Origin of the sequence: Streptomyces sp. H39-S7, assembly GCF_027158205.1 — a bacterium.
In the GTDB taxonomy this organism is placed as follows: Bacteria; Actinomycetota; Actinomycetes; order Streptomycetales; family Streptomycetaceae; genus Actinacidiphila.
In genome coordinates, this window is the sequence record NZ_JAPVLU010000016.1 from 13,622 (window position 1) to 37,738 (window position 24,117).

Annotated in this window: 18 protein-coding genes, 1 pseudogene and 1 riboswitch; of the genes and pseudogenes, 13 read left to right on the forward strand and 6 right to left on the reverse strand. The window is 73.5% G+C overall.

What is annotated here, in order from left to right:
- Positions 1-47: 47 nt before the first annotated feature.
- Positions 48-854: a nucleopolyhedrovirus P10 family protein gene (locus O3X23_RS17215; protein WP_269272281.1), complete on the forward strand. Its 807-nt coding sequence runs from the start codon at positions 48-50 to the stop codon at positions 852-854.
- A gap of 36 nt (positions 855-890) precedes the next feature.
- Here O3X23_RS17215 and O3X23_RS17220 read toward each other — a convergent pair whose 3' ends face one another.
- From O3X23_RS17220 to O3X23_RS17230, 3 genes are all read right to left on the reverse strand, one after another.
- The gene (locus O3X23_RS17220) at positions 891-1,682 is read right to left on the reverse strand and encodes an enoyl-CoA hydratase/isomerase family protein (protein ID WP_269272282.1); all 792 of its coding nucleotides are present in this window, start codon (positions 1,680-1,682) and stop codon (positions 891-893) included.
- A 115-nt stretch (positions 1,683-1,797) separates the two neighbouring features.
- Entirely contained in the window at positions 1,798-2,022 is a 225-nt protein-coding gene (locus tag O3X23_RS17225; RefSeq protein ID WP_187144825.1) for a helix-turn-helix domain-containing protein, read from the reverse strand.
- 345 nt (positions 2,023-2,367) lie between these two features.
- Positions 2,368-3,966 (reverse strand): ABC-F family ATP-binding cassette domain-containing protein, encoded by a 1,599-nt coding sequence (locus O3X23_RS17230; RefSeq protein ID WP_269272283.1) that lies wholly within the window; start codon positions 3,964-3,966, stop codon positions 2,368-2,370.
- Between the two features lie 224 nt (positions 3,967-4,190).
- Here O3X23_RS17230 and ypfJ point away from each other — a divergent pair, with 224 nt between their 5' ends.
- Entirely contained in the window at positions 4,191-5,108 is a 918-nt protein-coding gene (ypfJ, locus tag O3X23_RS17235) for a KPN_02809 family neutral zinc metallopeptidase (protein WP_269272284.1), read from the forward strand.
- Positions 5,109-5,154: 46 nt separating this feature from the next.
- Here the strand turns inward: ypfJ and O3X23_RS17240 are convergent.
- From O3X23_RS17240 to O3X23_RS17250, 3 genes and pseudogenes are all read right to left on the reverse strand, one after another.
- Positions 5,155-6,488 (reverse strand): annotated as a pseudogene (locus O3X23_RS17240) (hypothetical protein).
- A gap of 146 nt (positions 6,489-6,634) precedes the next feature.
- Positions 6,635-7,750 carry an alpha/beta hydrolase gene (locus tag O3X23_RS17245; RefSeq protein WP_269272285.1) on the reverse strand — a complete coding sequence of 372 codons (1,116 nt, stop codon included), beginning with the start codon at positions 7,748-7,750 and terminating at the stop codon, positions 6,635-6,637.
- Positions 7,751-7,828: 78 nt separating this feature from the next.
- Positions 7,829-8,476 carry a class II aldolase/adducin family protein gene (locus O3X23_RS17250; RefSeq protein ID WP_269272286.1) on the reverse strand — a complete coding sequence of 216 codons (648 nt, stop codon included), beginning with the start codon at positions 8,474-8,476 and terminating at the stop codon, positions 7,829-7,831.
- Positions 8,477-8,766: 290 nt separating this feature from the next.
- On the opposite strand from O3X23_RS17250, the gene O3X23_RS17255 reads away from it, so the two are divergent.
- The 11 genes from O3X23_RS17255 (at position 8,767) to cobM (ending at position 24,042) form a co-directional block, all read left to right on the forward strand.
- Complete coding sequence (locus O3X23_RS17255) at positions 8,767-10,158, forward strand: NAD(P)/FAD-dependent oxidoreductase (RefSeq protein ID WP_269272287.1); 1,392 nt, start codon at positions 8,767-8,769, stop codon at positions 10,156-10,158.
- 234 nt (positions 10,159-10,392) lie between these two features.
- Positions 10,393-11,637, forward strand: coding sequence for an inorganic phosphate transporter (locus tag O3X23_RS17260; protein WP_269272288.1), 1,245 nt, complete (start codon positions 10,393-10,395; stop codon positions 11,635-11,637).
- A 25-nt stretch (positions 11,638-11,662) separates the two neighbouring features.
- On the forward strand, positions 11,663-11,905 hold the full coding sequence (locus tag O3X23_RS17265; RefSeq protein ID WP_269272289.1) for a hypothetical protein: 243 nt from the start codon (positions 11,663-11,665) through the stop codon (positions 11,903-11,905).
- A gap of 126 nt (positions 11,906-12,031) precedes the next feature.
- Positions 12,032-12,226: riboswitch (cobalamin riboswitch) on the forward strand.
- Positions 12,227-12,334: 108 nt separating this feature from the next.
- Positions 12,335-13,297 (forward strand): cobalamin biosynthesis protein, encoded by a 963-nt coding sequence (locus O3X23_RS17270; RefSeq protein WP_269272290.1) that lies wholly within the window; start codon positions 12,335-12,337, stop codon positions 13,295-13,297.
- Complete coding sequence (locus O3X23_RS17275; protein ID WP_269272291.1) at positions 13,294-14,868, forward strand: cobyric acid synthase; 1,575 nt, start codon at positions 13,294-13,296, stop codon at positions 14,866-14,868. The genes O3X23_RS17270 and O3X23_RS17275 overlap by 4 nt, the downstream gene beginning before the upstream one ends.
- Positions 14,865-18,512: a cobaltochelatase subunit CobN gene (gene cobN, locus O3X23_RS17280; RefSeq protein WP_269272292.1), complete on the forward strand. Its 3,648-nt coding sequence runs from the start codon at positions 14,865-14,867 to the stop codon at positions 18,510-18,512. Before O3X23_RS17275 ends, cobN begins: the two co-directional genes overlap by 4 nt.
- Positions 18,509-20,509, forward strand: coding sequence for a putative cobaltochelatase (locus O3X23_RS17285; protein ID WP_269272293.1), 2,001 nt, complete (start codon positions 18,509-18,511; stop codon positions 20,507-20,509). The genes cobN and O3X23_RS17285 overlap by 4 nt, the downstream gene beginning before the upstream one ends.
- On the forward strand, positions 20,509-21,105 hold the full coding sequence (gene cobO / locus O3X23_RS17290; RefSeq protein WP_269272294.1) for a cob(I)yrinic acid a,c-diamide adenosyltransferase: 597 nt from the start codon (positions 20,509-20,511) through the stop codon (positions 21,103-21,105). Before O3X23_RS17285 ends, cobO begins: the two co-directional genes overlap by 1 nt.
- Entirely contained in the window at positions 21,102-22,520 is a 1,419-nt protein-coding gene (locus O3X23_RS17295; RefSeq protein ID WP_269272295.1) for a cobyrinate a,c-diamide synthase, read from the forward strand. Before cobO ends, O3X23_RS17295 begins: the two co-directional genes overlap by 4 nt.
- Entirely contained in the window at positions 22,517-23,245 is a 729-nt protein-coding gene (gene cobI, locus O3X23_RS17300) for a precorrin-2 C(20)-methyltransferase (RefSeq protein WP_269272296.1), read from the forward strand. Before O3X23_RS17295 ends, cobI begins: the two co-directional genes overlap by 4 nt.
- Complete coding sequence (gene cobM, locus O3X23_RS17305; protein WP_269272297.1) at positions 23,242-24,042, forward strand: precorrin-4 C(11)-methyltransferase; 801 nt, start codon at positions 23,242-23,244, stop codon at positions 24,040-24,042. Before cobI ends, cobM begins: the two co-directional genes overlap by 4 nt.
- Positions 24,043-24,117: the final 75 nt, after the last annotated feature.

Consider the following 24,117-nt stretch of genomic DNA (forward strand, 5'->3'; position numbering starts at 1 on the left):
GGGCGCACCGCCGTTCGGGTGGCGCGCGACGAAGGAGGCGGAGACCGGTGACTGTGGACCGTTTGACCCGTGCGGTACGGGAGCAGATCGCGTTCGGGCGGGTGCTGCCGCTCGGCGGGGTGGGTGACGGTGCCTGGATCACCGAGAGCGCGGCCGCCGACGCGCTGCGCGGGGCGGTGGCCGGGCTCCCCGGCGTACGGGTCGGTGCCCTGCGCATCAGTCCGGAGGCGGGTGGGCCGGACCATCCGGAGCCGGCCGCGGAAGCGGAGCGGGCGGCGGGCGGGGCCGGTGCGTCGCTCGTACCGCCGAGTGCGGTGCCGTACGGACCGCTGTGCCTGTCCGCGTCCTTCGAGGCAGCCACCGACCGGCCGCTGCCCGCCACCGCCGAGCGGTTGCGGGCGGCTCTGTGGCGCGCGGCCCACGACCAGCTGGGGCTGCCCCTCACCACGGTGGACCACGACGTCACCGGCCTGATGGATACCCCGGCCGGACCCGGGGCGCTGCCCGCTTTCGATGCCGTCCCCCAGCCGGCCGTCGAGGGTCCGGCGGGCGCCTCCGGCCAGGACCCGGTGGAGGCCGGTCCCGCACCTGCCGCGAACGGGGTGGTCGTCGCCGCGCTCCTGGTGCCGGGCGTCGCCCGGGTCACCTCGCGGCTCGGCGGCTTCGCTTCCGGGATCCGCACGGCCGACGGCGGCGATCCGCCGGCCCGGGAGGTCCGGGTGCAGATCGCGGTGGTGCCCGGCCACCGCGCGCTGGACGTGGCCCGAGCGGTGGGCGCGGCGGTCACGGAGGCCGCGCAGCCGGGCGCGCCCGGCCCGGTGACGACGGCGGTCGTGGTCACCGCCAGCGGGTGACCACGACCGGACGGACCGGGCGTCGATCGCGCGGAACTACTCGCCGACCCCGGCGAGGTCGCGCAGCCGGCGGCCCTGGGCGGCGCGCTCGGCGGGGCGCTGCTCCTCGTAGGAACGGCCGACGGCGCCCTGGAGCAGGGCCTTGGTCTCGATGACGGCGTCGCGCGGCGCGGCGATCAGTTCGGCGGCGAGCGCCCGAACGGTGTCGTCCAGCTCCGCGACCGGGACCACAACGTTGGCGAGGCCCAGTTGCCACGCCTCCGAGCCGTGCACGAAGCGCCCGGTGGCGCAGATCTCCAGCGCCCGCGCGTAGCCGACGAGGTCGACCAGCGGCTTGGTGCCACCGAGGTCGGGAACCAGCCCGAGGCTGGTCTCCCGCATGGCGAACTGCGCGTCGTCCGCGCACACCCGCAGGTCGCAGGCGAGAGCGAGCTGGAAGCCGGCACCGATCGCGTGGCCCTGTACGGCCGCGATGCTCACGATGTCGCTGCGCCGCCACCAGGTGAACGCTTCCTGGTACTCGGCGATGGTCGCGTCGAGCTGCTTGTCGGAACCGCGCGCGAGGTCGATGAACGACGGCTCGCCGTCGAAGCCCTCGGGCGTGAAGGCCTGCCGGTCGAGTCCCGCGGAGAAGGACTGGCCTTCGCCGCGGAGCACCACGACGCGTACGTCGCCCGGCAGGAGCCGGCCCGCTTCTGTCAGCGTCCGCCACATGGCGGGCGACTGGGCATTGCGCTTGGCCGGATTGCACAGTGTGACGGTCGCGACGGAGTCGTCGGCGGTGAGCCGTACTCCGTCACGCTCGAGCAGCACGGTGGGGTCGGGCATCGGGCACCTCCGAGCGAACCACGGAATTGATTACCGAAGAGTAACCACTCGGTCGACACGGTCGTCGACCGGGTGGGCACGCCGGGAATCCGGTTCGCGGGAGATGCCCTGCCCGTCAGGCCGTAGCGGCCTTCGACTTGCCTCGTGTTGCTCCGCCGCGACCGCGCAGGGTCACGCCGGACTCGCTGAGCATCCGGTGCACGAATCCATAGGAGCGGCCGGTTTCCTCGGCCAACGCCCGGATGCTCGCACCGGAGTCGTACTTCTTCTTCAGGTCTGCCGCGAGCTTCTCGCGCGCGGCGCCGGTTACCCGGCTGCCCTTCTTCAGAGTCTCGGCCACCCGTGCCTCCTCTAGGGAAGTGCGCTCTGGACTCTCATGATCACCCCTAGGCGGCTTCCTGGCCACCCATTCGGCAAGGTCCGTACGACAACATTTGAACCGGGGACCTTTTTACGGCGGCCCGACAGCACGGGAGGATCCCCGAATGCGCCCGTCGCTTTCCGGACAATTGTCCGAGCGCCGCGAAAAGCGGCAGGTCATCCATGGTCGGTAAGGAGTTTGCCGACGTCACACCACTGATCGACTGCAGGACGAGCTCCTACCGCGCCACGTGCGGGCACGGTATGAGCTCGTCTCACACAGATGATGGATCACCCATAGGCCGAATGATCCACTGCCAAGTGATCAGGCCAGCGAGACCAGGTCCGCGTAGTCCTCGCCCCACAGGTCCTCGACACCGTCGGGCAGCAGGATGATCTTCTCGGGCGACAGCGCGTGCACCGCGCCCTCGTCGTGCGTCACCAGGACGACGGCGCCGCTGAAGGTGTGCAGCGCGCCGAGGATCTCCTCGCGGCTGGCCGGGTCGAGGTTGTTGGTGGGCTCGTCGAGCAGCAGCACGTTCGCGCTGGAGACCACCAGCGAGGCGAGCGCCAGCCGGGTCTTCTCACCGCCGGAGAGGACGCCGGCCGGCTTGTTCACGTCGTCGCCGGAGAAGAGGAACGAACCGAGGATCTTCCGGATCTCGACCAGGTCGGTGTCCGGGGCGGCCGAGCGCATGTTCTCCAGGACCGTGCGATCCGGGTCCAGGGTCTCGTGCTCCTGGGCGTAGTAGCCGAGCTTGAGGCCGTGGCCCGGCTCGATCTTCCCGGTGTCGGGCGTCTCGACGCCCGCCAGCAGGCGCAGCAGCGTCGTCTTGCCGGCGCCGTTGAGGCCGAGGATGACGACCCGGGAGCCGCGGTCGATGGCCAGGTCGACGTCGGTGAAGATCTCCAGCGAGCCGTACGACTTGGACAGCCCGGTCGCCATCAGCGGGGTCTTGCCACAGGGCGCGGGGTCCGGGAAGCGGAGCTTGGCGACCTTGTCCGAGACGCGGACGGCGTCGAGACCCGCCAGCAGCCGGTCGGCGCGCTTGGCCATGTTCTGCGCGGCGACCGTCTTGGTGGCCTTGGCGCGCATCTTGTCGGCCTGCGAGTTGAGCGACGCGGCCTTCTTCTCGGCGTTGCTGCGCTCGCGCTTGCGGCGCTTCTCGTCGGCCTCGCGCTGGGCCTGGTACAACTTCCAGCCCATGTTGTAGACGTCGATCTGGGTGCGGTTGGCGTCCAGGTAGAAGACCTTGTTGACGACCGTCTCCACGAGCTGGATGTCGTGGGAGATCACGATGAAGCCGCCGCGGTAGGTCTTGAGGTAGTCGCGCAGCCAGCCGATGGAGTCCGCGTCCAGGTGGTTGGTCGGCTCGTCGAGCAGCAGGGTGTCGGCGTCGGAGAACAGGATCCGGGCCAGTTCCACCCGGCGTCGCTGGCCGCCGGACAGGGTGTGCAGCGGCTGGCCGAGCACCCGGTCGGGCAGTCCGAGGGCGGCGGCGATGGTGGAGGCCTCGGCCTCGGCCGCGTAGCCGCCCTTGGTGAGGAACTCGGTCTCCAGGTTGGAGTACTTCCGCATCGCCTTCTCGCGGGTGGCGCCCTTGCCGTTCGCCATCCGCTCCTCGTTCTCCCGCATCTTGCGCAGGACGGAGTCCAGGTCGCGGGCGGAGAGGATGCGGTCGCGGGCGAGGGTGTCGAGGTCGCCGGTGCGCGGGTCCTGCGGGAGGTAGCCCACCTCGCCCGAACGGGTCACGGTGCCGCCGGCGGCCTGGCCCTCACCCGCCAGGACCTTGGTGAGGGTGGTCTTGCCGGCGCCGTTGCGGCCGACGAGGCCGATGCGGTCGCCCTTGGCGATACGGAAGGAGGCGGACTCGATGAGGATGCGGGCTCCAGCACGCAGCTCGAGGCCAGTGGCAGTAATCACGGGAAAAGCTCCAGGGCATGGCGAACGACAGAAAGGGGCGCGGGAAGGTCGTACGCCGCCGGCTAATGAACGAGAGGGACTGCCATACAGGCCAGTCTACCGGGGTGTGGCAAGCCGGTTGTTGCCCAGGGCGGGGCGGTGAGGTGGTACACGCCCGAGGCCGCGGGGCGCGCCCGGGCGGCTCCCGGAGGGCCACTGTGGGGCAAATCACCCATACTCGATCCATGCAGTTCGACGACAACGCAGGGCTGGACACGTCGCAGGTGCAGGACCAGCGCGGTGGCGGCTCCTCCGGCGGCGGCCCGTTCGGCGGCGGCGGTCCCAGCGGCAAGGTGGTCGGCGGCGGCATCGTCGGCCTGATCGTCGCCGTGATCGGGATCGTCCTGGGCATCAGCCCCGACCAGATGGGCCTGTCCGGCGACGGCACGGACACCGCGCCGCGCACCGGCGCCGCCGCCGACCTGGCGCAGACCTGCGCGACCGGCCGGGACGCCAACACCCGGGACCAGTGCCGGATCGTCGCGGTGGTCAACAGCGTCCAGGCGTACTGGACGGACGAGTTCCGGAACCGCGGCGGGACCTATCAGCCCGCGCCGACCGTCTTCTTCGACCGGCCGCTGCGCACCGGCTGCGGGACCGCCGATCCGCGGACCGGGCCGTTCTACTGCCCCGTCGACCGCAAGGTCTACATCGACCTGAACTTCTTCGCCACGCTGCAGGACCAGTTCGGTGCCGAGGGCGGGCCGTTCGCGGAGAGCTACGTGGTCGCCCACGAGTACGGGCACCACGTGCAGAACCTGCTGGGGACGCTGCGTGCCGCCCAGGACGGGCGTACGGGGGCCGCCAGCAAGTCCGTACGGGTCGAGCTGCAGGCGGACTGCTACGCGGGCGTGTGGTCGAAGAACGCCACGATGACCATCAACCCGTCCACCGGCAGGCCGCTGATCACGGCGGTGACGGCGGACGACATCGCCCGCGGCCTCGACGCAGCGGCCGCGGTCGGCGACGACGCGATCCAGTCCCGGGCACAGGGCCGGGTGACCCCGGACAGCTGGACGCACGGCTCGTCGGCGCAACGGCAGCAGTGGTTCACGACCGGTCTGCGGACCGGCGACATGGCGCGCTGCGACACCTTCGGCTGATCCCCGGAGCCGGGTCCGGCCCGGGGGCGGAACGGTGCCGGCGCTGTCAGACGCCGCCGGTGTGCACCTGGAAGGCGGCCCGCCGGACGGCCTTGGCCACGGCCGGGTCCGGGTGCGCGGCGGCCAGCGCCACCAGCACCTGGACGGTACGGGGGTGCCCCGCGCCGCGGATCTCCACCAGCAGCGCACGCGCACCGAGCCCTCGACCGCCGCGTCGAGGTGGCTGACGAGCAGCTGCCCCTCGCCGTGGTCGGCCACGGCCGCGGCGGTGTCCACCCACAGCCAGGCCGTCTCCTCGCGGGTCAGCAGCCCCGCGACGGCCTCCGGGTCGCCGCCGTCCTGCTCGGCCAGCCACAGCAGCGCGTACGGGCGCAGCGTCGGCTCCTCCGACGCGGCGCGCACCGCGGGCTCGGCGGGCGCTCCCACCACCCGGAGCGCCTCGAAGGCCAGGCCGCGCAGCAGCGCGTCCTCACCGCGGGCGGTCTCCAGCAGCTCGGCGACGGCCAGGCCGACGGGCCGGGCGGCGAGCCAGGCCCGGTACTCGGCGCGGGCCGGTCCCGGGGACAGCCGCGCACAGGCGCGCAGCATCTTCTCGGCGGGTTGCTCGATATGACCGGCCGGGCCCTGGGCGGCCACGCAGATCTGCTCCAGCTTGACCCAGACCGCCCAGTTGCCGAGCGGGGTGAGCGCGGCCTCCCGGGCGTCGGAGCCGGCGTCGCGCGGCTGCAGCGCCCCGACCCCGGCGACCGCGTCGAGCACCCAGTCCAGGAGGGCGGGCAGCGGGTCGTGGGCGCCGTCGGCGGGCGGCTCGTGCCGTTCGGTCCGCAGCTCCGCGACCCGCTGGCGCAGCAGGTCGAGCAGGGTGTCGACCGGCACCGGGCCCGAGGACAGGTGCAGGAAGGACAGCAGCTGGGGGGTGGCCTCGACGACCTCGGCCACCAGCGAGGGGTCCGCCTCGGCGGGGTCGCCGGGGGGATGCGCGAGGGACCAGGCGTCGAAGAGCGCGACCCAGCCGCGCAGGACGGCGGTGTTGTCGCGGTCCCAGGCGCGCAGCCGCCAGCCGGGGCGGGCGGTCCCCCGGTGGAGTTCGATCAGGCCGGCGAGCCGGGCCCGGTCCCAGCCGGACCGGATCTGCCGTTCCGTCAACTCCAGCTCGGCCGCGGCCTGCTGGACGTCGGCGTCGGGAAGTATCCCGGTCGGGCCGGCGGTACCGGGGCCCGCTTCGGACCACCGCGCGAGGCGGACCGTGTCGGCGAGTTCGGCCCGCGCCTGGCGGGCGAGCTCGGACAGCGCGGGGGTGCCCTCGGGCGGCCGCGGCGGGCGGGAGCGCCGCGCCGTCGCCGTGGGGCGGGCGGCGGAGCCCCCCACGGCGAAGGCCAGGGAGGGTCGTCGGGGGACAAGACGGAGCGGAGTGTCTCGCGAAGTACGGGACGTCACTGGAGCAGTGTCCCGGGTGAGGCCCCAGAATCCCAAACGCGCTCCGGGGCGCCGCCCCTCACCCTGCGCTCCCGGCCCCGCGCCGAGCGCTACATCAGGGGGGTCAGGAACCGCCGCAGGGCCTCTTCGTACGACTCCGGGTCGACGTTCCACATAGCGCCGTGGGAGGCGCCCTGGACGGTGTGCAGGGTGACCAGATCCGGTCGTCCCGCGGCGAGTTGGCGCGAGCCTGACCAGGACGAGAGGGTGTCGTCCGGGCCGTGCACGACCAGCGTGGGAACGCTCAGCCGGCCGGGGTCGGCGGCGTCCGCGATCCGTTCCGCATGCAGCCCCGTGCGCCCTTCCGCGGCGCGGACCCCGAGGGGCACCAGCGCTCCCGGCACGCCGTGCGAAAACGCCGCGGCGCGCACGGTCGACTTCCAGTCCAGAACGGGCGAATCGAGGATCAGCCCGCTGATCCGGTCCCGCAGCGCCGAGTGGTCGGCGGCCCGCAGGGCCATCGTGGCGCCCGTCGAGAATCCGTAGAGCACGATCCGCTCGGCGCCGTACTCCACGGCGTACCGCATCGCCGCGTCCAGGTCGCGCCACTCGGTGTCGCCGAGGTGGCCGAGGCCGTCCGGGGAGGCCGGGGCGCCGGCATCGTTGCGGTAGGCGAGGTCGAGCACCGGGAAGCGGTGGCCGTTCAGGGCGGGCAGGACGTTGAGCGGGAGCTCGCGGGTGGTGCCCAGGCCGTGCACGGCGATCACCCATGTCGAGCGGGCCGCGGGGACGAACCAGGCGGGCAGCGGGCCGAGTTCACCGGGCACCAGCACCTCGGCGTAGTCCAGGCCGAGGGCGCCGCGCGGGTCGCCCTCGTGGACCTGGGCCGTCATCCGGACCTTGGTGCCGGGATCGAGCGCACCGCGGTAGACGCGGTCCAGGCGCCGGGCGACCGTGTCCGGTGTCGTCCACAGCACCTCGCCGACCGCGGCGTGCACGCCGTCGCCGGACAGGCCGTAGACACCCGGGCGCAGCGAGGCCAGGGCGCGCGTCATGGTGACCTGTCCCGCCGCGGTGGCGTGGACGGTGAGCCGCTCGTCCGGCTCCGCGCTCTCGGGGGACGGTTTGAGAGCGAGGTCGGACACGTACCGTCCGGCCGCCACAGCGGCCGCCCCGGCACCGATCACGGTGGTGGCGGCCACGGCCGCCACGGTTCGCTTACGCATCGGTACCAGTGTCCGCGGAGCGGGGCGATGCGGCCAGTGGACGTCGGCCGGTCGGGTCACGACCGGTCCCGGGGACCGTCAGCCGGGCTGGCCGTAGCCGCGCAGCCGCCCGCCCGCCTCGTCCATCTCCGCGTCCGACAGCAGGGCGGGCGTCAGCCCGGGGACCGAGCGGGCGGTGAGCCAGACCCGGCACATCCACTCCAGCTGCGCCGTGCGGTCGTACGCTTGGTCCAGTGTGTCGCCGTACGCGACCGTGCCGTGGTTGCGCAGCAGGCAGGCGCTGCGGTCGCGCAGCGCCTCCAGCACCCGCGCGGCCAGCTCGTCCGTCCCGTAGAGGGCGTATCCGGCGACCCGGATCCGGCCGCCCATCGCGGCGGCCATGTAGTGGATCGACGGCAGCTCGTCCACCAGTGTCGACACGGCCGTGGCGTGCACGGCGTGGGTGTGCACGACGGCCCGCGCGCCCGTGCCGCGGTAGACCGCCAGGTGCATCGGCAGCTCGCTGGTGGGGCGCAACCGCCCGGAGACCTGCCGGCCGTCCAGGTCGACGGCGACGGCGTCGACCGGGCCGAGGCGGTCGTACGGGACGCCGGTCGGGGTCACCAGCACCAGATCGCCCACCCGGACCGAGACATTGCCGGACGTACCGACCACCAGGCCGTCCGTGACCGTGCGCCGGGCCGTGGCGACCAGTTCCGACCAGGCTTTCTCCAGGGCATCGCGCATCCGTCGATCCTTACAGGTTGGCCGTTGCCGCGTACTCGCGGGGCGCAGTACCGTCCCGCACACCACCGGCCGCACACTGGCCGTGTCTGGCGAATGGCGCCGTCCGCCCGGAGGGCGGGGCCCGCGGCGTCTGGTGCGTACGATCGCAAGGCGGAGGGCCGTCCTCGTACCGGGGTACGTGGATGAGCCCGACAACGCAGCGAGCGTGCGTGCCAGGCGTCGCGGGTCAGGCGGGATTCGTCAGACACGGCCTAGGCCGCACCGGCTCGCACACGGATTGCAGGGGCATCATGACCACCGTCAACGGCGGCATCTCCTTCTGGTACTCGCAGACCGGCGTGCCTGTGCCCCGCGAGCCGCTGCCGGGGGACGCGACCGCCGACGTCTGCATCGTCGGGGGCGGCTACACGGGGCTGTGGACCGCCTACTACCTCAAGAAGGCCGTGCCGTTCCTGCGCATCACGGTGCTGGAGCAGAAGTTCTGCGGCTACGGCGCGTCCGGGCGCAACGGCGGCTGGCTGTACAACGGCATCGCGGGCCGCGACCGGTACGCGAAGCTGCACGGCCGGGACGCCGCGGTCGCGCTGCAGCACGCGATGAACGACACGGTCGACGAGGTGGTGCGGATCGCCGGCGAGGAGGGCATCGACGCCGACATCGTCAAGGGCGGGGTGCTGGAGGTGGCGCACTCCCCCGCGCAGCTCGCCCGGCTGAAGGCGTTCCACGAGGCGGAGGTGGCCTTCGGCGAGAAGGACCGGCTGCTGCTGGGGGCGCGCGAGTCCGCGGAGCGGATCAATGTCGCCGGGACCTCCGGCGGCACCTGGACGCCGCACGGCGCCCGTATACAACCGGTGAAGCTCCTGCAGGGGCTGGCGAAGGCCGTCGAGTCCCTGGGGGTGGTGATCCACGAGTCCACCCCGGTGACCGAGATCAGGCCGAAACACGCGATCACCCCGTACGGAACGGTGCGCGCCCCGTACGTGCTGCGCTGCACGGAGGGCTTCACGGCGTCGCTCAAGGGCCAGAAGCGGTCCTGGCTGCCGATGAACTCCTCGATGATCGCCACCGAGCCGCTGCCGGCGCGGGTCTGGGACACCATCGGCTGGGACGGCCGCGAGAACCTCGGCGACATGGCGCACGCGTACATGTACGCGCAGCGCACCGCCGACGACCGGATCGCGCTGGGCGGTCGCGGGGTGCCCTACCGGTTCGGTTCGCGGACCGACAACGACGGGCGCACCCAGCCGGCCACGGTCGAGGCGCTGCGGGAGATCCTGGTCCGCTTCTTCCCCGCCACCGCCGGGGTGGCCATCGACCACGCCTGGTCAGGGGTGCTGGGAGTGCCCCGCGACTGGTGCGCGAGCGTGGAGCTGGACCGGGCCACCGGCCTCGGCTGGGCGGGCGGGTACGTCGGCAGCGGCGTCGCGACGGCGAACCTGGCGGCGCGGACCCTGCGCGACCTGGTGCAACTGGACTCGGGCCAGGGGCACGGCACCGAACTGACGGCGCTGCCCTGGGTGGGGCACCGGGTGCGGCGCTGGGAGCCGGAACCCTTCCGCTGGATCGGGGTGCACGGGATGTACGCGGCCTACCGCGGCGCGGACCGCCGTGAGCTCACCGGACGCAGCGGCGAGACGGACCCCGTGGCGCGCGTCGCCGACCGGATCTCCGGACGGCACTAAGCGGAATCCGCGGGCGGTTCCGTAACAAATTTTCGGGTGGCGCCGGGTCCGGTTTCCGCGTGCTATCGGACCCGGGCCCCGTGGGGCGCCTGAACCGTCCCAACACCCGTCATGGCCTGAAGAATCGGGTGCGCGGACACCGGCACCATGCGGCCGCCGCCAGTTAACCTTCCGTTCACCCAGGCTCCGTACGGTCGCCATCGCCACTGTCCGATCAAACGATTGCCTGGGTAAATGGAACACATCACGCTCCTGATCGGAATCGTGATCGTGACCGCTCTCGTGTTTGATTTCACGAACGGTTTCCACGACACCGCCAACGCGATGGCCACCACCATCTCCACCGGCGCACTCAAGCCCAAGACGGCGGTGGCCATGTCCGCCGTGCTGAACCTCGTCGGCGCCTTCCTGTCCGTGGAAGTCGCCAAGACCATCTCCGGCGGCATCATCGACGAGAGCGCCGGGATCCGGCCCGAAGTCATCTTCGCCGGTCTGGTCGGCGCCATCGTCTGGAACATGCTGACCTGGCTGGCCGGGCTCCCCTCCAGCTCCTCCCACGCACTGTTCGGCGGCCTCATCGGCGCCACCCTGGTCTCGGTCGGCGCCCACGGCGTCAACGGCGACAAGGTCGTCATGAAGGTCCTGATCCCGGCGCTCGCCGCCCCGATCGTCGCGGGCCTGGCGGCGATGCTCGCCACCAAGCTCACCTACCGGATCGGCCGCAACAGCGACCCGAAGGCGACCGCCAAGGGGTACCGGGCCGGGCAGATCGCCTCGGCCGGCCTGGTCTCGCTCGCGCACGGCACCAACGACGCGCAGAAGACCATGGGCGTCATCACCCTCGCGCTGATCACCGGCGGAGTCGTCGCCCCGCACGCCGACCCGCCGATGTGGGTCATCGTCTCGGCGGGCACCGCCATCGCGCTCGGCACGTACCTCGGCGGCTGGCGGATCATCCGCACCATGGGCAAGGGCCTCACCGACATCGAGGCGCCGCAGGGCTTCGCCGCCCAGACCGGCGCCGCGGCCACCATCCTGGCCTCCTCGCACCTCGGCTTCGCGCTCTCCACCACCCAGGTCTGCTCCGGCTCCGTGATGGGCTCCGGCGTCGGCCGCAAGGGCGCCGTGGTCCGCTGGAGCACCGCCGGCCGCATGGTCGCCGCCTGGGGCCTGACGCTGCCCGCCGCCGGTCTGGTGGCCGCCGGCGCCGCGCTGCTGGCCGACCAGGGCAGCTGGGGCATCACCGCGGTCGCCGTGCTGGCGCTCACCGCCTGCACCGCGATCTGGCTCGCCTCGCGCCGCAAGCCGATCGACCACAGCAACGTCAACGAACTCCCGGCCGAGCCGCAGGGTGCGGTCACCGCCGCCATCGCGGCCGTCAGCCCGCCGCCCGCCGGCCTCGTCGCCCCGCTCTCCGCGACCATCCCGGCCCTCGCGGTCGTCGCCACCCCCGCCGACGCCGCACCGGCCACGGCCTGATCCCGGCCCGGAAGGAATCCGCACCATGCAGATCGACTGGCAGGCCCTCGGCACCGTCCTCGGCGTCACCCTCGCGGTGACCATCGGGCTGGTGGGCGTCTTCACCCTCGGCATCGTCGGACTCGCCAAGCGGGAGTCCGCCCCGTCCGCCGAGGGCGGCGTCGCCGTCTCCGGCGGTTCCGCCGCCCTGACCCGGACCGGCGCCTACGCGTGCTTCGCGCTCTGCGCGGCGGCCGTCGCGTACGGCATCTACCTGATCGTCGCCTGATCAGCGCCTGATCGCCCCGCGATCACCGCGCGCGCCCGTCGCAGGCCCGCATCCGCGCACCGCGGGTGCGGGCCTTCGATGTGGGCCTTCGCACATCTTCCGCCGCAGGTCAACAGTGAGTTGACGGGGTTCGCGGCACGTGGTGGACTGCCCGGTGCCATACGGCGGCAGGAGAGGAAGTCCGGTGCGAATCCGGCGCGGTCCCGCCACTGTCACCGGGGAGTGCACCCCAACCCGAACGTCACGGCCGAGCGATCGGCCGGACGGACCGGGGTGCGCGGATCCGGGAGCCAGGAGACTCTCCGCCGCCGGTCACGTCGAAACCAGGGCGCGGACCCTGAGTGAGGACTCCTGCCATGCCCGGCTGCCGTCGTACCCCACCGGATCCCCAGGCCCTGTCCCGTCGAGGCGTGACGGCGGGCTGACGCCGTGCGAGCCGGACACGCCTTCGCTTGCGGCGCCGCTCTCGGCCATCTCGGCGACCTGATCGCGGGCGATCCCCGCCGCGGCCACCCGGTCGCCGGGTTCGGACGTGCCGCGGCGGCCGCCGAACGGCACCTGTGGCGCGACCACCGCGGCAGCGGCGCGCTCTGGACGGCGCTGTGCGCGGGCGGCGCGACCGCCGCCGCCGCGCTCGCCGCCCGGGCCGTACGCTCCTCCCCCGCCGCCACCGCCGCCCTGACCGCGGCCGTCACCTGGTCGGTGCTGGGCGGCGCCTCGCTGGGCCGCGAAGCGCTGGCCATCGGCTCCGCGCTGGAGGCGGGCGACCTCGACGCCGCCCGCGAGCGGCTGCCGAACCTGTGCGGCCGCGACCCGCACTCCCTGGACGCCGCGCAGATCGCGCGGGCCGTCGTGGAGTCCGTGGCCGAGAACACCTCCGACGCGGTCGTCGGCGCCCTGGTGTGGGGCGCGGCCGCCGGCGTCCCGGGGCTCGTCGGCTTCCGCGCCGTCAACACCCTGGACGCGATGGCCGGCCACAAGTCGCCGCGCTACCGCCGGTTCGGCTGGGCCGCCGCCCGCCTCGACGACGTCGCCGGCTGGCCCGGCGCCCGGCTGACCGCCGTCCTCACCACGCTCGCCGGCCCGGACCCGCGCGGCGCGCTGCGCGTCTGGCGCGCCGACGCCGCCGGCCACCCCAGCCCCAACGCGGGCCCCGTGGAAGCCTCCTTCGCCGGCGCGCTGGGCGTCCGGCTCGGCGGCACACTCGCGTACGCCGGCCGCGTGGAGCACCGCGCCGTGCTCGGCGCCGCCAACCGGCCGCCCGAGGTCGCCGACATCGCCCGCGCCGTCCGGCTCTCGCGGCGCGTCGGCGCGCTGGCGCTGGCGGTCTGCGCCGGCGGCCGGCTGGCCGTCACCGCACTGTCGGCATCCAACGAGAAGGGTCCCCGATGAGCAGTACACGCGGTACTCGCGGCGCGAGCCGTACCGGCGGAGGGCTGCTGGTCGCCGGGACCACGTCCGACGCGGGCAAGAGCGTCGTCACGGCGGGCATCTGCCGCTGGCTGGTCCGGCAGGGCGTGAAGGTCGCGCCCTTCAAGGCGCAGAACATGTCGCTCAACTCGTTCGTGACGCGCGAGGGCGCGGAGATCGGGCGGGCGCAGGCCATGCAGGCGCAGGCGGCGCGGGTCGAGCCGACCGCGCTGATGAACCCGGTGCTGCTCAAGCCCGGCAGCGACAGCAGCAGCCAGGTCGTGCTGCTCGGCAAGCCGGTGGGAGAGATGAGCGCCCGCGGTTACCACGGGGACGGCGGGCGCGGCAGGGCACTGCTCCCCGTCGTCCTGGAGTGCCTGACCGAACTGCGGGGCACGTATGACGCGGTGATCTGTGAAGGGGCGGGCAGTCCGGCCGAGATCAACCTGCGGCACAACGACATCGTCAACATGGGCCTGGCCCGCGCCGCCCGGCTGCCGGTCGTGGTGGTCGGGGACATCGACCGGGGCGGGGTCTTCGCGTCGTTCTTCGGCACGACGGCGCTGCTGAGCCCCGGGGACCAGGAGTTGCTCTGCGGCTACCTGGTCAACAAGTTCCGCGGCGACGTCTCGCTGCTGGAACCGGGCCTGGACATGCTGCGCGGGCTGACCGGCCGGTCGGTGTACGGGGTGCTGCCGTTCGCCCACGGGCTGGGCATCGACGAGGAGGACGGGCTGCGGGTCTCGATGCGCGGCGCCGTACGGGAGTCCGCCGTCGCCCCGCCGCACGGCGAGGACCTCCTGCGGGTCGCGGTCGTCGCGGTGCCGCTGATGTCGAACTTCACGGACGTGGACGCGCTGGCCGCAGAGCCGGGCGTCGTCGTGCGCTTCGTCGACCGGCCGCAGGAACTCGCCGACGCCGACCTGGTGGTGCTGCCCGGCACCCGGGGCACCGTCAGGGCGCTGGCCTGGCTGCGCGAGCGCGGGCTCGCCGACGCGATCGTCCGGCGGGCCGCCGAAGGCCGTCCGGTGCTGGGCATCTGCGGCGGCTACCAGATCCTCGGCGAGAGCATCGAGGACGACGTCGAGTCGCGCGCCGGCCGGGTCGACGGGCTCGGACTGCTGCCCGTGCGCGTCCGGTTCGCGGCGGAGAAGACCCTGGCCAGGCCGGTCGGCGAGGCGCTCGGCGAGCCGGTCGAAGGGTACGAGATCCACCACGGGGTCGCCGAAGTCCTGGGCGGCGAGGGGCCCTTCATGACGGACGACGGCGGGCGCGCGCTGGACGGCTGCCGGGTGGGCGCCGTCTGGGGCACCCACTGGCACGGCTCGCTGGAGAGCGACGGCTTCCGCCGCGCCTTCCTGCGCCGGATCGCCCAACAGGCGGGACGGCGTTTCGTCCCCGCCCCCGACACCTCCTTCGGAACGCTGCGCGAGGAACAGCTCGACCGCCTCGGCGACCTGATCGAAGAACACGCGGACACCGCCGCGCTCATGCGGCTCATCGAGGACGGCGCACCCGCCGGCCTCCCCTTCCTTGCTCCGGGGGCACCGTGACCACCGTTCTGCTTCTGTCCACCGCCGACACCGACCTGCTGGCGGCCCGCGCCTCCGGTGCGGAGTACCGGATCGGCAACCCGACCCGGATCTCCCCCGACGAGCTGCCCGCGCTGACCGAGGGCGCGGACATCGCCGTCGTGCGGCTGCTCGGCGGCAAGCGCGCCTGGGAGGACGGACTCGCGGCGCTGCGCACGTCCGGCATCCCGACGGTGCTGCTCGGCGGGGAGTCGGTGCCGGACGCCGAACTCATGGCGGAGTCCTCGGTGCCCGCGGGCGTCGTCGCGGAGGCGCTGCGCTACCTGGTCGAGGGCGGCTCGGCGAACCTGGTGGAGCTGGCCCGCTTCCTGTCGGACACGGTGCTGCTGACCGGCGAGGGCTTCGAACCCCCCGCCACCATGCCGCAGTACGGGACGCACGGCGCGTACCCGTTCACCGAGGGCCGCCCGACCGTCGGGGTGCTCTTCTACCGCGCCCACGAACTGTCCGGGAACACCGGCTTCGTGGACACGCTCTGCGCCGCGATCGAGGCGAAGGGCGCCAACGCGCTGCCGGTGTACTGCGGGACGCTGCGCGGCGCCGACGACGGCCTGTACGCGCTGCTCGGCCGGGCGGACGCGCTGGTCGCGACCGTCCTGGCGTCCGGCGGCACCCGCGCCTCCGACGCCTCGGCGGGCGGCGACGACGAGGCCTGGGACATCGGCGCGCTCGCCGACCTGGACGTCCCGGTCCTCCAGGGCCTGTGCCTGACGTCGTCCCGCGCGGCCTGGGAGGCCTCCGACGCGGCCCTGTCGCCGATGGACGCGGCGATGCAGGTGGCGATCCCGGAGTTCGACGGCCGGCTGATCACCGTCCCGTTCTCGTTCAAGGAGACCGGCGAGGGCGACGTGCCGGTCTATGTCGCCGACCCCGAGCGCGCCGCGCGCGTCGCCGGGATCGCGGTCCGGCACGCCGTGCTCAAGCACAAGCCGAACGCGGAGAAGAAGCTCGCGGTCGTCTTCACCGCGTACCCCACCAAGCACTCGCGGGTCGGCAACGCCGTCGGCCTCGACACCCCCGCCTCGGCGGTGGGCCTGCTCGACGCGCTGCGCGGCGCCGGATACGCCGTCGACGGCTACCCCTCGGAGGGCGACGAGCTGATCCACCGGCTGATCGCCGCAGGCGGCCACGACGTCGAGTGGCTCACCGAGGAGCAGTTGTCCGCCGCCCCCGCCCGCGTCCCGCTCGCCGACTACCAGCGGTGGTTCGCGACGCTCGACCCTGGGCTGCGCGCGGGGATGCTGGAGCACTGGGGCGAGCCGCCGGGCTCCCTCTACCTCGACGGTGAGGACATCGTCCTGGCGTCCCTGCAGTTCGGGAACGTCGTGGTGATGATCCAGCCGCCGCGCGGCTTCGGTGAGAACCCGATCGCGATCTACCACGACCCGGACATGCCGCCCTCGCACCACTACATGGCGGCCTACCGCTGGCTCGACAACACGTTCGGCGCCGACGCGATCGTCCACATGGGCAAGCACGGCACCATGGAGTGGCTGCCCGGCAAGGGCCTGGGCCTGTCGGCGGGGTGCGCGCCGGACGCGGTGCTGGGCGAGCTGCCGCTCGTCTACCCGTTCATCGTCAACGACCCGGGCGAGGGCACCCAGGCCAAGCGGCGCGGCCACGCCACCGTCGTCGACCACCTGGTGCCGCCGATGGCCCGCGCCGACACGTACGGCGACCTCGCCAAGCTGGAACAGCTCCTCGACGAGTACGCGCTCGTCTCCGACCTGGACCCGACGAAGACGCCGGCCGTCCGCAGCCAGATCTGGACGCTGGTGCGGGCCGCCGAACTCCACCACGACCTGCACGTCGACGACCAGCCCGACGAGGACGCCTTCGACGAGTTCGTCATGCACATCGACGGCTGGCTCTGCGAGATCAAGGACGTCCAGATCCGCGACGGGCTGCACATCCTCGGCGGCGGCCCCGTCGGCGACGCCCGCGTCAACCTGGTGCTGGCCATCCTGCGCTCCTCCCAGGTGTGGGGCGGCGTCGGCGCCGCACTGCCGGGTCTGCGGGCCGCGATGGCCGAGGCGTTCGGCCTGAACGAGAAGTCGCTGCTCGCCGAGCCCGGCGCCCGGGTCGCGGTGCCCGCCGCCCTGACGGCACTGGCCGACGGTCCCGCGCGGACCGCGGCCGACGCCGTCGACCTGCTGGAGACGCTCGCGCGCCGGCTGGCCGGGGCGATGGAGGAGTCCGGCTGGAGCCGGGCGGCGGTGCCCGCCATCGTGCGGGACGTACTGAGCACGGAGGTGGCCGACGCCGTCCGCATCCTGGAGTTCGCCGCCGACGAGGTGGTGCCCCGCCTGGAGCGCACCACCGACGAGATCGACAACATCCTGCGCGCGCTGCGCGGCGGCTACGTGCCGGCCGGTCCTTCCGGGTCCCCGACCCGCGGCCTCGTCAACGTCCTGCCGACCGGCCGCAACTTCTACTCCGTCGACCCCAAGGCCATCCCGTCCCGGCTCGCCTGGGACGTTGGCACCGCCCTCGCCGACTCGCTGCTGGCCCGGCACCTCGCAGACACCGGCGCGTACCCGAAGTCCGTCGGCCTGACGGTGTGGGGCACGTCCTGCATGCGCACCCAGGGCGACGACATCGCCGAGATCCTGGCCCTGCTGGGCTGCCGCCCGGTCTGGGACGACGCCTCGCGCCGGGTGACGGGCTTCGAGGTGGTGGGTCCGGAGGAGTTGGGCCGCCCGCGCATCGACGTGACGGTCCGCATCTCCGGCTTCTTCCGGGACGCCTTCCCGCACGTCATCCAGCTCCTCGACGACGCGGTGCAGGCCGTCGCGGAGCTCGACGAGCCGGCGGACACCAACTACGTCCGCGCCCACGCGGACGAGGACACCGCGGAACACGGTGACCGCCGCCGGGCCACGGCCCGCATCTTCGGCTCCAAGCCGGGCGCCTACGGGGCCGGCCTGCTGCCGCTGATCGACGCCCGCAACTGGCGCTCGGACGCCGACCTCGCCGAGGTCTACGCGGTCTGGGGCGGTTACGCGTACGGGCGCGGCCTGGGCGGGCGCGCGGCACGCGGGGACATGGAGCAGGCCTTCCGCCGCATCCAGGTCGCCGCGAAGAACGTCGACACCCGCGAGCACGACATCGTCGACGCCGACGACTACTTCCAGTACCACGGCGGCATGGTGGCGATGACGCGCCACCTGACGGGCGTCTCCCCCGCCGCCTACGTCGGCGACAGCGCCACCACCGACCAGGTCAAGACCCGCACGCTGGGCGAGGAGACCCACCGCGTCTTCCGCGCCCGGGTGGTCAACCCGCGCTGGATGGCCGCGATGCGCCGCCACGGCTACAAGGGCGCCTTCGAGATGGCCGCGACCGTCGACTACCTCTTCGGGTACGACGCGACGGCGGGCGTCGTGGACGACTGGATGTACCAGCGGCTCGCGGCGGAGTACGTGTTCGACAAGGAGAACCAGGACTTCATGAAGAAGTCGAACCCCTGGGCCCTGCGCGGCATCAGCGAGAGGTTGCTGGAAGCCGCCGACCGCGGTCTGTGGGCCGAGCCCGACCCGGAGACCCTGGACCAGCTCCGGGAGATCTATCTGCAGCTCGAAGGCGACCTGGAAGGCGACTCATGAGCACCCCTTACCCGTTCACCGCGATCGTCGGGATGACCGACCTGCGGCTCGCGCTGCTGCTGAACGCCGTTTCGCCGGCGGTCGGCGGGGTGCTGGTGCGCGGCGAGAAGGGGACCGCGAAGAGCACCGCCGTGCGCGCGCTCTCGACGCTGCTGCCGGACGTCGCCGTCGTCGCCGGGTGCCGGTTCAGCTGCGATCCGGCGGCGCCGGACCCGGCGTGCCCGGACGGTCCGCACGCGGGCGGTGCGGGCACCGCCCGCGCGGCGCGGATGGTGGAGCTGCCGGTCGGGGCCTCGGAGGACCGGCTGGTCGGTTCGCTGGACATCGAACGCGCGCTGTCCGAGGGCAAGAAGTCGTTCGAGCCGGGGCTGCTGGCCGACGCTCACCGCGGCGTGCTCTACGTCGACGAGGTCAACCTGCTCCACGACCACCTGGTCGACCTCCTGCTGGACGCCGCCGCCATGGGCGCCTCCTACGTCGAGCGCGAGGGCGTCTCCGTACGGCACGCGGCCCGCTTCCTGCTCGTCGGCACCATGAACCCGGAGGAGGGCGAGCTGCGCCCGCAGCTCCTCGACCGGTTCGGGCTGACGGTGGAGGTCGCGGCGTCCCGCGAGACGGACGAGCGCGTCGAGGTCGTGCGGCGCCGGCTCGCGTACGACGAGGACCCGGCGGCGTTCGCCGGGAAGTGGGCCGGCGACGAGGACGCGCTGCGCGCGCGGATCGTGGCGGCGCGGACGCTGCTGCCGTCCGTGCTGCTCGGGGACCGGGCGCTGCGCCAGATCGCGGCGACCTGCGCGGCGTTCGAGGTCGACGGGATGCGCGCGGACATCGTGATGGCGCGGACCGCGACCGCGCTGGCGGCGTGGGACGGGCGGACCGAGGTCATCGCGGAGGACGTCCGGCAGGCGGCGCTGCTGGCGCTGCCGCACCGGCGGCGCCGCAATCCCTTCGACGCGCCGGGCCTCGACGAGTCGAAGCTCGACGACACGCTGGAGCAGAACAGCGGCGGTTCCGACCCGGAGGACGACCCGGATCCGGAGGGGCCCGACGACGGGGGCGGGCAGCCGCCGGAGGGCGGTCCGGACGACGGGCCGGACGACGGCCCGCAGGACGGCCCGGACTCCTCGGAGCAGCCGGAGCAGGAGCGCGGTGGCGCATCGGGCGGTGGCGAGCAGGGTGCCGCTCCGGCCGGCGAGCCTTTCAAGACCAAGGCGTTCACCATCCCCGGCATGGGCGAGGGCGCGGCAGGCCGCCGGTCGCGGGCGCGGACCGCGCACGGCAGGACGACCAGCGCGCGGCGCCCGCAGGGCCAGTTGACGAAGCTGCACCTGGCGGCGACGGTGCACGCGGCGGCCCCGCACCAGCGGGCGCGCGGGCGCAGCGGTCCCGGTCTGGTGATCAGGAAGGACGATCTGCGGCAGGCGGTGCGGGAGGGGAAGGAGTCGAATCTGGTGCTGTTCGTCGTCGACGCCTCCGGCTCCATGGCCGCCCGGCAGCGGATGACCGCCGTCAAGGGCGCGGTCCTGTCGCTGCTGATGGACGCGTACCAACGGCGCGACAAGATCGGGATGATCACCTTCCGGGGTGCGGACGCCGAACTGGCGCTGCCCCCGACCTCGTCGGTGGAGGCGGGCGCGGCCCGGCTGCAGGTGCTGCCGACGGGAGGCAGGACGCCGCTGGCGGCCGGACTGCTGAAGGCGCGCGAGGTGCTGCGGATCGAGCGGCTGCGGGACGCGTCCCGCCGGCCGCTGCTGGTCGTGGTGACGGACGGCCGGGCGACCGGCGGGCCCGAGCCCGTCCAGCTGGCCTCGCGGGCGGCGCGGCTGCTGAACGCCGAGGGTGTGGCGTCGGTCGTCGTCGACTGCGAGTCGGGGCCCGTGCGGCTCGGTCTCGCGGGCGCGCTCGCGGTCGATCTGGCGGGGACCGCCGTGACGTTGGAGGAACTGCGCGCGGACACCGTGTCCGCGCTCGTACGTGATGTGCGGAGGGCCGCGTAATGCCGCAGGGACAGCCGAGCAGCGTGCCGGACGACGGGCTCACAACGCGCCAGCGCCGCAACCGGCCGCTGACGATCGTGCACACCGGTATCGGCAAGGGGAAGTCGACGGCCGCCTTCGGGCTCGCGCTGCGCGCGTGGAACCAGGGGTGGCCGATCGGGGTGTTCCAGTTCGTCAAGTCGGCGAAGTGGAAGGTCGGCGAGGAGCGGGCACTGCGCGTCCTCGGCGACTCCGGCGAGGGCGGCACCGTCGCCTGGCACAAGATGGGCGAGGGCTGGTCCTGGGTGCAGCGCGACATCGCCGACAGCGAGGAGGCGGCGCGCGAGGGCTGGGAGCAGGTCAAGCGGGACCTGGCCGCCGAGACCTACCAACTGTACGTGCTGGACGAGTTCGCGTACCCGATGCACTGGGGCTGGGTGGACACCGACGAGGTGATCCAGGTGCTCAACGACCGCCCCGGCACCCAGCACGTGATCATCACCGGCCGCAACGCGCCGGAGAAGCTGGTCGAGGCCGCCGACCTCGTCACCGACATGTCGAAGGTCAAGCACCCGATGGACGCGGGGCAGAAGGGCCAGAGGGGCATCGAGTGGTGACGTGCGTCCCCCGTCTGGTCATCGCCGCCCCGGCCTCGGGCAGTGGCAAGACCACCGTGGCCACCGGGCTGATGGCGGCCTTCACCGGGGCCGGCCTCGCCGTGTCCCCGCACAAGGTCGGCCCCGACTACATCGACCCGGGCTACCACGCGCTGGCCACCGGCCGCCCGGGACGGAACCTCGACGCCTTCCTGTGCGGCCCCGATCTCGTCGCCCCGCTCTTCCTGCACGGCGCCGCCGGGACGGATCTGGCGGTCGTCGAGGGCGTCATGGGCCTGTTCGACGGGGCTGCCGGGCAGGGTGAACTGGCGTCGACCGCGCACGTGGCGAAGCTGCTGCGCGCGCCGGTGGTGCTGGTCGTCGACGCCTCGTCGCAGTCCCGGTCGGTGGCCGCGCTGGTGCACGGCTTCGCGTCCTGGGACCCGGAGGTGCGCCTCGCGGGCGTCATCCTCAACAAGGTCGGCTCCGACCGCCACGAGGCGCTGCTCCGCGAAGCGCTGGACGAGTCCGGCGTCCCGGTCCTGGGCGCCCTGCGCCGGGCCGAGCAGGTCGACACGCCGTCGAGGCACCTGGGGTTGGTACCGGTCGCCGAGCGGCGCGAGGACGCGGTGAGCGCGGTCCGCGCGATGGCGGCCCAGGTCCGCGAGGGCTGCGACATGGACGCGCTGCTGGCGCTGGCGCGCAGCGCCCCGGTGCTGGACGCCGGCCCGTGGGACCCTGCGGGGCTCTTCCCCCACCCCGCCCCTTCCCGAAGTCCTCGGTCGCCGGACGGGCTGAACGCTGTGGGCGGGGTCGGGGGGACGGCCCGCCGCGGGCGCCCCGTGGTGGCCGTCGCCGGCGGGCCCGCGTTCACGTTCTCGTACGCGGAGCACGCGGAACTGCTGACCGCCGCCGGCGCGCAGGTCGTGACCTTCGATCCGCTGCGTGACGAGGTCCTCCCCGACAACACCGCCGGCCTGGTGATCGGCGGCGGCTTTCCCGAGATGTACGCGCCGGAGCTCTCGGCCAACGAGCCGCTGCGCGAGGCGGTGGCGGCGTTCGCCGCGTCGGGGGCGCCGGTCGCCGCCGAGTGTGCGGGGCTGCTCTATCTGGCGCGGGAGCTGGACGGCCGGCCGATGTGCGGGGTGCTCGACGCGACCGCGCGGATGTCGGAGCGGCTGACGCTGGGGTCTCGCGAGGCGGTGGCGGTCTCCGACAGTGTCCTGGCGGAGGCCGGGACGCGGGTGCGCGGACACGAGTTCCACCGCACGGTCGTCGAGCCGGGCGCGGGCACCACGCCCGCGTGGGGGGTGACGCGGCCGGAGCGCCGTGTCGAAGGTTTTGTCCACGGGGGCGTGCACGCCTCGTATCTGCATGTGCACTGGGCCGCCGTTCCGAGCGTGGCCCGAAGACTGGTGGAGAGGTGTTCCGAATGAGCGGTCGGCTGATCGGGGTCGGGGTGGGCCCCGGCGATCCGGAGCTGGTGACCGTCAAGGGGGTGAACGCCCTGCGGGCGGCGGCGGTCGTGGTCGTCCCCGTCATGGACACCCTCGAACGCGGCCGGGCCGAGGCGACCGTGCTGCACTACGTGGAGCAGGAGAAGATCGTCCGGATCGTCTTCGCGCTCAACGAGCGGACCGACCGGGCACGGCGTGAGGCCGCGTGGGACGCGGCGGGCGAGCAGGTGGCCGCGCTGCTGCGGACGCACGGCACGGTGGCGTTCGCGACGATCGGCGACCCCAACGTCTACTCGACGTTCACCTACCTCGCGCTGACCGTCGGGGAGTTGGTCGACGGCGTCGCCGTCGAGACCGTTCCCGGCATCACGGCGATGCAGGACCTCGCCGCGCGCAGCGGCGTCGTGCTGGCCGAGGGGACCGAGCCGCTGACGCTCGTGCCCGTCACGGCCGGGTCGGCGGTGCTGAAGGAGGCCCTGGAGGGTCCCGGCACGGTCGTGGCGTACAAGTTCGGGCGGCTGGCGGCGGAGGTCGCGACCGCGTTGCGGGAGACCGGCAGGACCGAGGGCGCCGTGTGGGGTTCCGCGCTCGGGCTGCCCGAGGAATCGATCCGGCCCGCCGCCGAACTGCTCGAAGGCCCGCTCCCCTATCTCTCGACACTCATCGTCCCCGCTCGCCGGGACACCCGTGGAGGCAAGCTGTGACCGGCAAGGTGACCATCGTGGGGGCGGGGCCCGGCGCCGCCGACCTGCTGACGTTCCGGGCGGCCCGCGCGATCGCGGCCGCCGACATCGTCATCTGGGCGGCGAGCCTGGTGCAGGCGGAGGTGCTGGAGCACGCCCGTGAGGGCGCGGAGATCCTGGACTCGGCGACGATGTCGCTGGAGGACGTCGTCGCGGTCTATCAGCGGGCGCAGGCCGAGGACCTGCACGTCGCGCGGATCCACTCCGGCGACCCGGCCCTGTGGGGCGGCACCCAGGAGCAGGTCGACCGGCTCGACGGGCTCGGCATCGAGGTCGAGATCATTCCGGGTGTCTCGTCCTTCTCGGCGGTCGCGGCGATCGCGCAGCGCGAGCTGACGATCCCCGAGGTCGCGCAGTCCGTGATCCTGACCCGGCTGGGCGGCGGCAAGACGCCGATGCCGCCGGGCGAGGAGGTACGGGAGTTCGCCCGGCACGGCACGACGATGGCGCTGTTCCTGTCGGCCGCCCGGTCGGGCCAGCTCGTCACGGAGCTGCTGGAGGGCGGCTATCCGACGGAGACGCCGGTGGTGATCGCGTACCAGGCGACGTGGCCGGAGGAGCTGGTGCTGCGCTGCACGATCGCGACGCTGGAGGAGACGGTCAAGGAGCACAAGCTCTGGAAGCACACCCTCTTCCTCGTCGGCCCGGCGCTCGCCGCGTCCGGCACCCGCTCGCACCTGTACCACCCGGGGCACTTCCACGGTTTCCGCCGTGCGGACCCGGCGGCCCGGCGCGCGCTGCGCGAGTCCAAGGCATAACCCCCTTGCACCCCCGAACGAAGGGACGGCCTTGAGCCGGACGCCGTACGAGCCGTACGCCCAGCCCGGCCCCCG

Coding starts and splice junctions, on each gene's coding strand:
- O3X23_RS17220 (WP_269272282.1), bottom strand. CDS start 1,682: ATGCCCGACCCCACCGTGCTGCTCGAGCGTGACGGAGTACGGCTCACC.
- ypfJ (WP_269272284.1), top strand. CDS start 4,191: ATGCAGTTCGACGACAACGCAGGGCTGGACACGTCGCAGGTGCAGGAC.
- O3X23_RS17245 (WP_269272285.1), bottom strand. CDS start 7,750: ATGCGTAAGCGAACCGTGGCGGCCGTGGCCGCCACCACCGTGATCGGT.
- O3X23_RS17250 (WP_269272286.1), bottom strand. CDS start 8,476: ATGCGCGATGCCCTGGAGAAAGCCTGGTCGGAACTGGTCGCCACGGCC.
- O3X23_RS17255 (WP_269272287.1), top strand. CDS start 8,767: ATGACCACCGTCAACGGCGGCATCTCCTTCTGGTACTCGCAGACCGGC.
- O3X23_RS17260 (WP_269272288.1), top strand. CDS start 10,393: ATGGAACACATCACGCTCCTGATCGGAATCGTGATCGTGACCGCTCTC.
- O3X23_RS17265 (WP_269272289.1), top strand. CDS start 11,663: ATGCAGATCGACTGGCAGGCCCTCGGCACCGTCCTCGGCGTCACCCTC.
- O3X23_RS17275 (WP_269272291.1), top strand. CDS start 13,294: ATGAGCAGTACACGCGGTACTCGCGGCGCGAGCCGTACCGGCGGAGGG.
- O3X23_RS17285 (WP_269272293.1), top strand. CDS start 18,509: ATGAGCACCCCTTACCCGTTCACCGCGATCGTCGGGATGACCGACCTG.
- cobO (WP_269272294.1), top strand. CDS start 20,509: ATGCCGCAGGGACAGCCGAGCAGCGTGCCGGACGACGGGCTCACAACG.
- cobI (WP_269272296.1), top strand. CDS start 22,517: ATGAGCGGTCGGCTGATCGGGGTCGGGGTGGGCCCCGGCGATCCGGAG.